Origin of the sequence: Stieleria neptunia (assembly GCF_007754155.1) — a bacterium.
GTDB lineage: Bacteria > Planctomycetota > Planctomycetia > Pirellulales > Pirellulaceae > Stieleria > Stieleria neptunia.
In genome coordinates this window covers 10540696-10553722 of the sequence record NZ_CP037423.1, presented here as the reverse complement: position 1 = coordinate 10553722, position 13027 = coordinate 10540696, and the positions used below count along the sequence as shown (strand labels likewise).

Sequence of the window (13027 nt, the reverse complement as noted above, 5' to 3'; positions counted from 1 at the left end):
GGCGCCGTGTGCGCTCCGCGCAGCCGACGGCCGGTGATTTAGACTCACAGCATTGACTCCAGTCGAATAACGCTCCGTGCGAACTAGCTGGGACCCACCCTGGAGCGTGCAGCATTAGTTATAGCGAAATGCGGGACGAGAACGTGTTCCGGAACAAAGAATTGGGGCGTCCCCCGAGCGTGCAATCGTTGTGCCCAGTCCGCGTCGGACGCGGATCGAATTCGATCGTCAGGCTTGGGAAACAGCGAATCAGAGATTCAGATGGAATGAAGATGGGACACGTGGTTTAGCAAGCATCGAGCTGTCCGTGCGTGGATGAACCACTGCGTGTGCGTGTTGACGCGCGTCTTGCATTCATCAAGCGGGTGACGCCTGTTCGCCGGGAAAATGTGTTGTTTGTCGGTCAGGGGCTGAAAATTTAACACGCAACGACGGTTGTCATTGCCGTATGTTTAGGGATACCCAATTCGGACCGGGTGGGCGAGCTCGAGACGCAAGTCACGTGGTTCAGCCGCCGAGCGGTTTCTTTTTCATCTCATCCCAAGGGTTGTCGGCAACATGCGTTCGTCATCGATTTTTCATGTCTTGCTCATTCTTTTGTTCATCTCATTCGCGGTGCCGATGTCTGGCTGTGGCAAGGACATGACGGAGTCCGAGGGCCCGGAGCTGGGGGCTGTTGAAGCGTACCTTCAAGAGCATCCCGAGGAGCGTGAAGACAATCCGGATGAAGCCGGGTCCGAAGAGGACGAGAACGAGGCGGCAAGCTGAAACACCGGTTGAGGCGATCGCTCGTTTTCTTTTTGAATTGATTCTGGTTGCGTTCCAATCCCCCGCGATCGCTGCGTGCGCGGACGGGGACAACGATTCGTATTGTTTTTTTGATTCGTACTTTGAGGTATTTCCCATGGACATCCGTTCCAGACGCGGTGGCTTCACGTTGGTGGAGTTGCTGGTCGTGATCGCGATCATTGGTATCTTGGTCGGGCTGCTCTTGCCGGCCGTCCAAGCGGCGCGCGAAGCAGCACGTCGAATGAGCTGCAGTAACAACTTCAAGCAAATCGGCTTGGGGATTCACAACTATCATTCCGCCTACAAGCGGCTGCCCACCATCCGTGGCGGGACATCTCGCGTTCACGGAACCAACAATCCCCAGTCACGTGAACCCCGAACGATCGGAGGCAGTTTCGGCGGGAACAATTTGAACAACCTGAGTTCCTTGGTTCAGCTGGCACCGTTCGTCGAACAACAAGGGCTGTGGGATCAAATCAGCAATCCGTTCCGTGTCAAAGAACCCGCATCGGCGGCGGGGCAATACGAGTTCAGCGAGATGGGCCCCAACGCGGACATCAGCTTGGCCCAACACGGTCGCTATCAGTATGACCCCTGGCTGACGACGGTCCCGATGCTGCGCTGCCCCAGTGACCCCGGCAACGGTTTGCCGGCCCAAGGCCGCACCAACTACGGCGTCTGTGTCGGCGATGCGCTCCAGTATCAAAACACCGGAGGGATCAATCAAAATGGCCAGCCGAACCGGAACGCAGCTCCGCGTGCCAAGGCGACCTGTCGTGGCATGTTCTTCCCTCGCGTGAACATGCGATTCCGCGACACGCTGGACGGATTGTCCAATACGATCATGGCGGGCGAGATGGCGACTCATCTGGGTGACCGGGCCGTGTTCACGCAGGCCGCCCGGATGACCAACCTGGCGTCGCTTCAAAGTGACCCTTCGATCTGTGCCGCCGAAGTCGACCCGGAACGTCCGAAATTCTGGGATCCCGCTGCTTCACTGACCGGGGGCACCCAGGGGCAACGTGGGTTCAAGTGGTCCAGCGGCTATTGCGTCCATACCGGTGTGACCACCATCCTGCCGCCCAACAGCCCCATCTGCAGCAGCGGTGGCGGAACCTGGCGTCCGGGGATCTATAGCCCCAGCAGTCGGCACCAGGGTGGGGCGCACGTCTTGATGGGTGACGGTGCGGTCATCTTCATCACCGATTCGATCGAAGCCGGTAGCAAGCAGAGCCCGATGGTGATCTGGAACGGAACCGGCGCCCGCGCGCCGGGTTCGCAAAGCCCCTACGGTCTGTGGGGAGCACTCGGCACGCGCGCCAACAACGAGACGATCCAAGAGCAACTCAACCAGTAGTTGCCTTACCAGACTTGATTCAGGTCGACGTCGACATCGTTCAAGTACGTGACGGGAATTCGCTTTCCCGTCACGGCTTGTTCGACGTAGCGGCCGTTTTCTAAAACCAATCGGGTCACGGTCTGTTCGAATGGATCGACGATCCAGTATTCACCGACGCCCGTCCGCTCATAGAGCGCCCGTTTGAGCGTCTTGTCGTTCGATTCGGTCGACGGGGAAAGAATCTCGATCAAATGATCCGGAGCGCCTTTCACCTTGGATGGCGTGATGATCCGATTTTTCTTCAGCACCACCACGAGATCCGGCTGGACGATATCGCTGTCGGTCAACTGCACATCCACCGGCGCGTCGATGACGCTGCCCCGTTCGGCAAGTTCGATCTTTGAGTACAACTGAAATTGCAATCGCCGTGAGACGTATTGGTGATAGGTGCTCGGTGCAGGATTCATGTAATGATCTCCTCCGATGATTTCATGCCGCTTTCCGTCATCCGGGAAACAGACATAGTCCTGGTAGGTCAGCTTGCGAATCTCTGTGCTCATCGTGTCGTGTCGGGTGTCTGGCGGGGCCTGTCCTTCCTCTCGTGACGCTTGTCGATCCTCTCGGTCTGACCCGTTACAGTGTAGCTTTTTCAGCTGGAACGCACCACGTTGAACAGGAAACGTCGTGGATGGTCGATCAGGGCGACGGCTCGTAATAGATCGTGAAAAACTCGTTGCCGGCGGAGTCGCGACCGGCGGCGAGATGCCCCAGCGGTCGCTTCGCCACGATCGCTGCGAGTCGATCGATCGGTTCGGCGGGCACGCCCAGCCGGACGCACGCCGCGCGGCAAAGCCCCATCACCGCACCGACTTGCAGACCGGTCGCGTAAAGATTGAGATCAAACGATCGCCTGCCGCCTTCGACGACTTCTAGATACCTCAATGAATCTCCGGCGACGTCCCGCGTGGCATGCTGGATGAGTTCACGTAATTCGCTCTCGATCGACATGCCGCCGATGACCGAATCGATGTGCTGCCCGATTTCGCTGAGACGACATCCCTTCATCCAGACGTAATCGCTGGCGCGGGGTTTCGGCACACCGCCGACGTTCCACTTCACGCCGCGATGCAACCGCAACGACGGCCCGGCAGAATGTTCCGCCACGACGATCGGTTGGTCATCGAATTCCAGGTACAGCTTGAACACGCATCCCGGCTCGGAATCTTCGAATCCGATCAACAGCAGGTTCGCGTCCGGGTACAGGCTCCAAAAGATCTGGTCGTCGAGTTCCGGCATCCCCAATCGTCGAGCGATTTCACGGGCACGCTCGTGGGTCAGCGTCGCGGTCGGAATCCCGATCAAATATCGGTTCGCCAAGACGCGGCCCTGCACCACTTTAAAAGAGCGTTCGTAGCCGACTTCCAATTGCCAGGCTTGACAGATCGCGAACGGCAACAGTGAATACTCTTTGGCGTGGTCGGTCATCGGTCGAGCGTTCCGCCGTGTTTTTCGGATGTCGAAATTTTCCGCGGTGGTTTATAGTAGTGGGATGCCCGTTTCACCGCATCAGAATTCCAGCCCTTGGAAGACTTCGTTTTCATGAGCACCGCACTTCGGCTGACCGCGTCTGAATACGATCGCATGATCCAGCGGGGCGCGTTCGTCGGCATGGACCGCAAGATTGAACTGATCCGAGGAGAGTTGCGACAGATGAGTCCAGCCGGTCCTGTCCACGAAGACTACATCGATTACCTGACCCGTTGGTCGACCAGCGTCACCGATCCGGAGGACTGTGTGGTGCGTGTCCAGTCGAGCATTGACCTGGGCGACAGTCGCCCGGAGCCTGACGTCACGTGGCTGCGACCGGGGCGATATGCGGCACGTCGCCCCAAGGCGTCCGATGTATTGCTGCTGATCGAAGTCGCTGAGTCCAGTTTGGCTGGCGACACTGGCGAAAAGGCCGACCTGTATGCCGAGTCCGGAGTCGCCGAATATTGGGTCGTCGACTGTGTCGCCAAAGCGATCCACGTCTTCACCGATTCTCGAGAGAATCGCTTTCATTCCAAACGGATCGTCTCGGTTCCCGGCACACTGACTCCGACTTGCAAGCCCGATGCCGTGCTGGCATTGGACGAGCTTTTTCTTTAATCACAAAGGGTCAGTGACGTCGTCTGGTATCTCCTTCTGATCGTTGCCGGGTTTCTGGCCGGCGTCGTGAACACGATTGCCGGCGGAGGGTCGTTCATGACCTTGCCGGCGTTGATGCTGTTCGGACTGGATCCGAAAATAGCCAACGGCACCAATCGCGTCGCCGTGCTGTTCTCCAGCGGGGCCGCCGTCGCGACGTTTCACAAGCACGGGCATCTGGATCACAAGCTCGCCAACCGTTTGACGCTGCCGACGATGCTGGGTGTGCCGGTCGGGGCTTGGCTGGCGGTCTATTTGCCGCCGGATGCCTTTGAGCCCGTGTTCGGTGCGATTTTTTTGGTGATGGCGGTCGTGCTGATGCTCAACCCGAAACGAATCGCCGCGGCGAACGTGGGTTCGGTAAATTCCAGGCGGTGGATCAAGCCGGTCTTTTTCGCCATCGGCATCTACGTCGGATTTATCCAAGCCGGGATGGGGATCTTGGTCTTGTTGGCGATGAGTCTGACCAACAGTGGCGATCTGGTCGCGTCCAACGCGGTCAAAAACTGGATCGGGTTTTTGGTCACGCTGGCGGCGACGGTGATGTTCGCGATTTATGGCTTGATCGACTGGCTGCCCGGATTGGTGATGGCGGTCGGCAACGTGACCGGCGGCGTCGTGGGGGCAAAGCTGGCGATCCGCAAAGGCAACCGCCTGATCTTCGGGTTCCTGATCGTGGTGATGATCGCGACCGGTTTGAAGCTGATCGTGACCAGCATTTTCCAATGGTTGGGATGAAGAGAGGTTAGACTGCGGCACCGGGGCCGCACGACGCGGCCTCGCGATGAACCACCATTGTTTTTTGACGACCTGCTTTCGCTATGTCCAGCCCTCGCATCATGATCACTTCAGCGGATGTCATCGACCTCCGCGTTCCCACCTCCGACCAATTGCTCGGGTCCGACCCGTTTCACAAGCAACCCGACTATTCGTCAGCCGTCTTGCACCTGGAAACCGACGCCGGATTGCGGGGCGTTTCGGTGGTCTTCACCGTGGGCGCGGGGACGGATTGGGTCTGTCACGGGATCCGGGATCTGTGCCAGTTGATCATCGGATCCGATCTCCAGGACTTTGCCGCGGCCCCGATCGATCTGTATCGACGTTTGATCGATCACCATCAATTGCGATGGCTGCACGACGGCGTGTTCCGAATGGCGGCCGGCGCAGTGTTAAATGCGATGTGGGACCTGTGGGCCAAGTCGCTCGACAAACCCCTCTGGAAATTGTTGGTCGATCTGGAACCGGAGTTCGTCGCCGACTGCATCGATTGGCGAAACATTCGTGACGCGCTCAGCCGCGACGAAGCGGTGGCGATGCTGCGAGCGCGTCGATCCGATGTGGCGCGGCGTGAATCCGAAATGAATCCGCGCGGGCCGAAGGCCTACTGCACCGCCGGCTGGTTGGGGCTCAGCGACGATCAGATTCTCGCCACGATTCGCAAACTGCAAACGCAAGGTTTCGATTCGTTCAAGCTGAAGGTCGGACAGGATTCGGATCGGGACGTGCAGCGGATTCGTTTCATGCGCGACGCGATCGGGCCGTCATGCAATCTGATGGTTGACGCCAATCAGTACTGGGGACTCGGCGAGGCGAAGCGTCACATCGAACGCTATCGTCCGTACGGGTTGAAGTGGATCGAAGAGCCGATCGCTCGCGATGACGTGCTCGGTTACGTCGAACTTGCCGAGACCTTTGCGGATGCGGATTTCGGTTTTGCCTGCGGTGAACAAGCCGCCTCGCCCGTCATTTTTAAACAGTTGCTCAAGAGTGGCGCGATCAAGTATTGCCAGATCGATGCCGTCCGCGTCGCCGGGGTCAACGACGTGATGGCGATCATTTTGATGGCGGCGAAGTTTGGCGTTCCCGTGTGTCCCCACGGCGGCGGCATCGCGTTGTGCAACATGATCCAGCACTATGGGATGTGGGACCAGATCGCCGTTGCCGGACACTCCGACACACAATTGGTCGAATACATCGATTTCTTGCAGGAAGCCGTCGAGCATCCCGTCATGACGCGCGACGGTTGTTACGTCACCCCGACCGCAGCGGGCTGGGGACTGGAATTCCTGCCGACGTTTATCGACCAGCACCGTTTTCCCGACGGCGAGGTTTGGAAAACAAGAGATCCAACCAGAAAGGGCGTGGCGTTCGAGGCTGTGGTTGCACCGAAGTGAGCGGATTATTCGTCCTCAACGTCTTCCTCGTCGTCGTAGTACTGTTCTTGCCACCGGTACTGAAACGGCGGCTCGCCCACGCATTGGGTGACTTTGGGTTTCTTGCGTTTTGAAGGTTGATCACTGATGCTCTCGATCGTGATCGAGAAACGTGTCGTGTCGCCGAAGTCGTAATCAAACGCAATCGACTCGCCGGATTCCAACGGCAAGTCCCCCAGTCGCGTCTCGTCGGCGAACATTTCTCCGTCCTCCAGCCGGCCATCGAGGATCCTGCGGTTGATGCCGGTGCGGTCGCGATACTCGTAGAGGAACAAGTGTTCGTCGTCGAAATTGAACGCTGTCAAAATCTCGTAGGCAAAGGAGTCGAGGTCGGTTTCGGCAGGGGCGACGAAGACTCGCGAGCAATCGCCGACAGAGACGTTCAGTGTATATTCGCCCGGTTGAAATTCCGCGGCCGCAGCGGTCAAGCGCTCTTTCAGATCCGGAAACAGCGCTCGGCACGTGTCGTAGAAGTCGTCTTCGTCGTCAGACCATTTCAACACGTTGAACAAGGCAACGAAGGCAGCGTCACCGAGCGGCAACCGTGTGACTTCCTCGATCTCGGCGGATTTCCCCTCTTTGACGTTGGATTCCATTTCCAGTTTGACGAATCCGAACCCATGCAGCATCGCCAAGTCCATTTTGTTCTCCCATGAATCAAGCATCAAGCCTGATTCACCCGGATGACTCGTTTGCACGTCGCTCAGCATTGAGTAGGTACTCGCCATGTGTTGTCTCCGTCCTGTACAACGCGCGTCGTAGCCGATCGATGCGGCGGAGGCTTGGAACAGACAGGCGGCAAGCAGGGCGATGTATTGTTCCGTCGGATTCAATCCCTTCCAACGCTCGTGCAGTCCGGTGTCCACAAAAATAGCCCGTTTGGGCTTGGTCTGGGTCGTGATCAAGCCCATCGATCGCAGCGGAAGATAGAGCCCGACCAGCGTGGGGAAAGATCGGAGCTGGGGCCGGGCCATTCGGTTCTCGAGCGGTTCGGCCATCCGTTGATTCGCCTCCTTTAGCAGCTTCATCGGCAGCACGAAGTGCTGATTGCTGGTCGGGGTCGGCGGCCCGACAAGGAAATCGAGCAAGGCATTGGCGTCACGCACGATGGTTCCGGGCTTGTCGTCTGTGATTGACAACGAGCGGAGGAACTTTTCGGCGGGCGCTACGTCCCGTGAATACAGGCTGCGGACATCCTTGGCAATTTTCATGTGACGGCTGTCTTCCTCGGATTCAATTCAAACTTGGCGGTGTGGTGCGGTGGCGTGACGACGATCATTATAGGCATCGAGTCGAAAAATTGTCTGTCGCTCGAAGGCCGTGCCGCTGGAGTTGACGCATTCGAAGTTGGATCGGTGATTCATCGTTCGACCCTCCCCTCGCTTCGCTCGACCCTCCCTGCCAGGGAGGGTGACATCAAGGATGTGTCGACATCCATGCTTGCTAGGAAGAGTGACTTTCGAGATGTGCGCCCGGCCGCATTGGTACAATCGGTTACGCAAGATGTTCCCTGGCCGGTCGAATCACCGAATATGCTGATCGATCACCCCTCTCCCTTGCCATCCAGGATTCGCCCGATGACCTTCCCAGCATTGTCGCCCGCCCGGCGTTCGCACGGGGCTCTTGCCGCGTTTGCGTTTTCGGTCTTCTTGGCAAGTCCCTCAATCGGCCAAGATACGAACCAGGGCGACCGGCGTACCGCGGCCGAATTACTGCCCGCTAGCGTCGTCGCCTATGCGGAAGTTGCACGACTGGGGGACGTGATCGAACTGGTCACCGAACATCCGCTGCGTCAGCAGATCCAGGACATGCCCGCGGTTCGAGCGATCGGCGGCTCGGATCAAGTGCGACCGTTGCGCGACGGGATCGCGGCGTTCGAGGGCGGCATGGGGCGTCCCTGGGATGAAGCCCTCAGCGTGCTGACCGACGGCGGGATTCACTTGGCCTTTGACGCGCCGACTCAAGGTGCGGCGCTGCTGATCAAGTCCTCCAGCCGTGAACAGCTGGAACGTTTTCGCGGCGTCGTGCTGGCGATCGCCCAGCTCGGCCAAGGGGAGTTTGGCATCGCCCGGCAAGCCGATTATCGAGGTTTCACCGCCTACTCGCTCAACGACAACATCAAGTTGGCGCTCGTCGACCAGTGGTTCTTGATGACCAACAAACCCGAACTGGGCAAATCCATCATCGATCGCTACGTCGATGGTGACAAACATTCGCTCGCCGCGTCGGATTCCTTTACGACGGCGATGGCACGTGCCGGTGACGCGTCGCTGAAAGCCTACGTCGACGTCGAAACGATTCGCAGCGCCGGGGTCGCACCCAAGTTGTACGCCGGCAAAACCGAAAACGTCGCTGCCGAAGCGTTGTTCGGCGGGATCGTCGCCAACCTGGCCCACACACCTTCGGCCGTCGCGACGCTGCAGATCCATCGGTCCGGTGTCCGACTGGCCCTGGCAACTGCCCACCAGAGCGAATGGGAGTCCGGTCGTGAATACTTCTTCGGCGAAGACTCGGGCGCCTCGGCACCGCCGCTGCTCCAAGTCCCCGACCGACTTCTGGCGATCAGCACCCACCGTGACCTCTCGCAAATGTGGTTGCATGCACCGGATCTGATGACCGACAAGGCGAACGAGGACCTCGCCCAGGCGGACACCAACCTGACCACATTCTTCTCCGGACGCGATTTCGGTGAGGATATCTTGGGATCGTTGTTGCCCGGCATCCAGGTGGTCGTGCAGCGGCAAACATTCGATGCCGCGTCGCCGCAACCGGCGATCAAGTTGCCGGCCTTTGCGATGCAGTTCCAGATGCGGACCCCGGAAGAAACCACGCGGGAGTTTCGCAGAGTCTTCCAAAACGTGGTCGGATTCATCAACGTGGTCGGCGCGATGCAGGGGCAACCGCAATTGGATCTGGATTTCGAGCAAGCCGATTCGGCAACCCTGGTCACCGCCACCTACGTCCCGCCGCGCGACGAAGATGAATTGGCCGCCGTGCCGATCAATTACAACTTTTCCCCGACCATCGCCTTTGCCGGCGAGCGAATGATCGTCTCCAGCAGCACGCCCCTGGCACGCACGCTCACCGGGTTATCCGCTCCATCGGAATCGAAGGTGAAGCATCCCAACACGGTTGCGGTGCTGCATGCCGACGCGTTGGCCGATACCTTGCGTGACAACAAACAGCAACTCGTCGCGCAGAACATGCTCGAAAAAGGGCACGGTCCGGACCAAGCCAACGCCGAAATCGATGTCTTGTTCGGTCTCCTGGCCTTGTTCAAGGAGGTGACGGTGGAGCTGGACGTGGACGAGGGGCAATTGAAACTGACGACGGACGTACAACTGCAATCGAAGTAGCCAAAATCTTCCCACCCTCCCAATCACCACCAACATTCCATGGCTGTCGAGACCAAAATCGATCCCATTTGGGCGTGGCAACCCTTCACGCCGAGTGATTCCCAACCCTGGGATCGATCACTCGCGGCGCACCTGTATCGTCGCGCCGGTTTTGGCGCCGACCTGCAGCTGTTGGACGAAGCGGTCGCCCAAAGTCCCCACGACGTCGTCGACGAACTGATCGCGCTGAATCTGGAAACGTCGGACTTTCGCGCCGTCGCCGATTCGCTCGCCCAAACCCTGTTGGCCGGCGGCGATCCGATGAAGCTGTCGGCGGCGTGGGTCTATCGGTTGCTGTTCACGCCGGCGCAGCTGCTGGAAAAAACAACCCTGTTCTGGCACGGCCATTTCGCCACCGGCGCCGACAAGGTCAAAGATTCGGCGATGATGTGGCGGCAAAACCAGTTGCTGCGTCGACATGCCCTCGGCGACTTTCAAGCGTTGGCGCAAGCGATTGCCAAGGACCCGGCGATGTTGATCTATTTGGATTCAACGTCGAATCGAAAGTCGCATCCGAATGAGAACTTCGCCCGCGAGCTGATGGAATTGTTTTGTCTCGGTGAAGGGCATTACAGCGAAACCGACGTCGTCGAACTGGCACGTTGCTTCACCGGTTGGGAAATCCGTCGCGATCGATTTCGCAAAAACCGTTATCAACACGACGAAGGCGAAAAGTCGATCCTGGGAAAACGCGGCGCGTTTGATGGCGAGCAGGCCGTTGAAATCGTGGTCGGACGCGATGACATGCCGCGTTTCATCTGCCGGAAACTGGCGCGGTACTTCATCGCCGACGAGCTGGAGTTGACCGACGATCTGATCGAGATCCCGGCGGCGACGATGCGCGAGAATAACTTGCAGATCGCTCCGGTGCTCAAACTGATGCTTTCGAGCAATCTGTTCTTTTCAGCACATGCCCGGGCCAGAAAAATCAAGTCGCCGGTCGAACTCGTGATCGGGATGTTGCGTGGTTTAAATGGAACGACCAACAGCCAACTGGTTGCACGTGGGTTACGCGACATCGGCCAAGGCTTGTTCTACCCGCCGAATGTCAAGGGCTGGGACGGAGGCCGGGCCTGGATCAATTCTTCGACCGTACTCGGGCGGGCCAACCTGTTCGAAAAACTCTTGTCCGACGAAGACACAAAATTTGACGGCCGATCGTTGACGCAATCGTTGGCCGACCATGACATCCACGACGCCGATCACGCGATCGACCATTTTGAACATTGTCTGATGGCGGTGCCGATCAACCCGGCGACGCGTCGGCAACTGAATGTGCAATTCGGTTCGCTCGGCAAGGATCCTGAGAAAAACTATCGCCGACTGCTTCACGCCGTTTGCTCGCTCCCCGAATTTCAACTCGCCTGAAAACAGTGGCAGAGGCTTCCAGGTCTGTCGGTCTGTCAGCGTTGGAATTTGACAGGCTGGAAGCCTATCCCACTTGGAAAACCTCCTTATTGACGGACATTCTTATGTTTTCTGAACGGACAAATCGACGTCGTTTTCTTTACACGTCAGGGGGCGGTGGGCTGGCGATCGGGATCGGTTCCTCGCTGCCGAGCTGCTTTTTGCACGCCGCCGAGTCGGCCACCGGTGACGAAGATCGGATTCTGGTCGTCGTTCAGCTTTCCGGCGGCAACGACGGGCTGAACACGGTGATCCCTTACGCCGACGACGCCTATCGCGCCGCCCGAGCGACGTTGGCCGTGCCCCGATCCGAGGTGCTGGCCATCGATGATGATCTCGGGTTTCACCCGTCATTGCGTGGGATCAAGGACTTGCTCGACGACGGACAGGTCGCCGTGGTTCAAGGGGTCGGCTATGAGAACCCCAACCGGTCGCACTTTGAATCGATGGACATCTGGCACAGCTGTGTGCGTAAGGATCAGTCTCGCACCGACGGCTGGATCGGACGCGCCCTGGAACAATTCACCGCCGCCGACGGCGGCGATGTGCCCGCCTTGCACCTCGGTGAACAGCAGCAACCGTTCGCGCTCGCCTCGGAGACGATCCGTGTGCCGACCGTCAAACAACTCGAAGCCTTCCAGCTTCGCGGTGCCGACTCGCCGGCGCTGCGTCGGCTGCTTAACGGGCCGCCGACACCCGCGGCCGACCAAGCCGGCGGCGACTTGCTCGGTTTTTTGCAGTCGAGCACCCAGGGCGCGATCTCTGCCAGCCAACGCGTCACCGCGGCGGCGGAGGGGTATCAGACCGACATCAAATACCCCCAGTCCCGTTTGGCAGATCAGTTGCGTTTGGTGGCTCAATTGATCAGCGCGGAGATGACGACGCGGGTCTATTACTTGCAGCTGGACGGCTTCGACACGCACGCCCAGCAAGGCGACACGCATGCGATCTTGCTGCGTCAGTGGAGCGACGCGGTGGCGGCGTTTCTCCGTGACATGAAGGCCCACGGGCACACCGATCGCGTCTGCGTGATGACCTTCAGCGAATTCGGTCGACGGGTGGCCGAGAACGCCAGCGCGGGAACCGATCATGGCGCGGCCGGTCCGATGTTCCTGTGTGGCGGCGGCTTGAACGCAGGCCTGATCGGCACCGCACCGCGTCTGGACGATCTGCAACAAGGCGACTTGAAACACAGCGTCGATTTCCGCAGCGTCTACGCATCGGTGCTGAAAGACTGGCTGGGGACCGACCCCGATCGAGTGCTCCGCGGTCACTATGAAACGCTGCCGTTATTTGCAGGGGCGTAGTGCTTTGGCAGCTTTTGGCAACCCATTTAGATTCTCTCCCTCTGGGAGAGACGGCGTTTGCGCAGCAAGCAAACGCCAGAGAGGGCTGGCGGCTCGCGAAAGTCTTGACGACTTCCGCTACGATCAACTCCGCCACTTATACAATTGATGTCCCCCGGGATGCTGCCACCGGACGGCTCGCGGGCTATCGTTTTAATCGGGATCTGCCGAGTCAATGGTGAGCCGCTGGCCGTAAGGCCTCGGGCAGCGTCGCAGTGCCCGGCCGCTTACGCGTCGCGGCTCACTCAGTCGACAGCCCGCTCGCGCCGTTCCGCCAACACCTTCAGCGAACGCGCAACAAATCCAGTCCCCGATGTGGCACAATATCCCCCGGCGGCTCTACGTCAGACA

Annotated in this window: 12 protein-coding genes; 8 read left to right on the top strand and 4 right to left on the bottom strand. The window is 59.0% G+C overall.

Annotated elements, in window-relative coordinates; genetic code table 11:
• Positions 1-558 precede the first annotated feature (558 nt).
• A complete protein-coding gene (locus Enr13x_RS36250; protein WP_145391799.1) occupies positions 559-768 on the top strand; it encodes a hypothetical protein in 210 nt (69 codons plus the stop codon).
• Positions 769-904: 136 nt separating this feature from the next.
• A complete protein-coding gene (locus Enr13x_RS36245; protein ID WP_145391798.1) occupies positions 905-2146 on the top strand; it encodes a DUF1559 domain-containing protein in 1242 nt (413 codons plus the stop codon).
• Between the two features lie 5 nt (positions 2147-2151).
• On the opposite strand, the gene Enr13x_RS36240 is transcribed toward Enr13x_RS36245, so the two are convergent.
• Together Enr13x_RS36240 and Enr13x_RS36235 are read right to left on the bottom strand one after the other, a co-directional pair.
• Complete coding sequence (locus tag Enr13x_RS36240; RefSeq protein WP_145391797.1) at positions 2152-2688, bottom strand: Uma2 family endonuclease; 537 nt, start codon at positions 2686-2688, stop codon at positions 2152-2154.
• Between the two features lie 136 nt (positions 2689-2824).
• On the bottom strand, positions 2825-3613 hold the full coding sequence (locus Enr13x_RS36235) for a hypothetical protein (RefSeq protein WP_145391796.1): 789 nt from the start codon (positions 3611-3613) through the stop codon (positions 2825-2827).
• Positions 3614-3727: 114 nt separating this feature from the next.
• Here Enr13x_RS36235 and Enr13x_RS36230 point away from each other — a divergent pair, with 114 nt between their 5' ends.
• From Enr13x_RS36230 to Enr13x_RS36220, 3 genes are all read left to right on the top strand, one after another.
• Positions 3728-4276, top strand: a complete 549-nt coding sequence (locus Enr13x_RS36230) for a Uma2 family endonuclease (RefSeq protein WP_145391795.1) — start codon at positions 3728-3730, stop codon at positions 4274-4276.
• 36 nt (positions 4277-4312) lie between these two features.
• Positions 4313-5053, top strand: coding sequence for a sulfite exporter TauE/SafE family protein (locus Enr13x_RS36225; protein WP_145391794.1), 741 nt, complete (start codon positions 4313-4315; stop codon positions 5051-5053).
• Between the two features lie 101 nt (positions 5054-5154).
• On the top strand, positions 5155-6489 hold the full coding sequence (locus tag Enr13x_RS36220; protein ID WP_231743994.1) for an enolase C-terminal domain-like protein: 1335 nt from the start codon (positions 5155-5157) through the stop codon (positions 6487-6489).
• 5 nt (positions 6490-6494) lie between these two features.
• On the opposite strand, the gene Enr13x_RS36215 is transcribed toward Enr13x_RS36220, so the two are convergent.
• Positions 6495-7739, bottom strand: a complete 1245-nt coding sequence (locus tag Enr13x_RS36215; RefSeq protein WP_145391792.1) for a plasmid pRiA4b ORF-3 family protein — start codon at positions 7737-7739, stop codon at positions 6495-6497.
• A gap of 27 nt (positions 7740-7766) precedes the next feature.
• Positions 7767-7892, bottom strand: a complete 126-nt coding sequence (locus Enr13x_RS39515) for a hypothetical protein (RefSeq protein WP_261344163.1) — start codon at positions 7890-7892, stop codon at positions 7767-7769.
• A 213-nt stretch (positions 7893-8105) separates the two neighbouring features.
• Here Enr13x_RS39515 and Enr13x_RS36210 point away from each other — a divergent pair, with 213 nt between their 5' ends.
• The 3 genes from Enr13x_RS36210 to Enr13x_RS36200 all read left to right on the top strand — a co-directional run bounded on the left by Enr13x_RS36210 (position 8106) and on the right by Enr13x_RS36200 (position 12637).
• Positions 8106-9884, top strand: coding sequence for a hypothetical protein (locus Enr13x_RS36210; RefSeq protein ID WP_145391791.1), 1779 nt, complete (start codon positions 8106-8108; stop codon positions 9882-9884).
• Positions 9885-9923: 39 nt separating this feature from the next.
• On the top strand, positions 9924-11291 hold the full coding sequence (locus Enr13x_RS36205; protein WP_145391790.1) for a DUF1800 domain-containing protein: 1368 nt from the start codon (positions 9924-9926) through the stop codon (positions 11289-11291).
• Between the two features lie 104 nt (positions 11292-11395).
• On the top strand, positions 11396-12637 hold the full coding sequence (locus tag Enr13x_RS36200) for a DUF1501 domain-containing protein (protein ID WP_145391789.1): 1242 nt from the start codon (positions 11396-11398) through the stop codon (positions 12635-12637).
• The last annotated feature ends 390 nt before the right edge of the window (positions 12638-13027 follow it).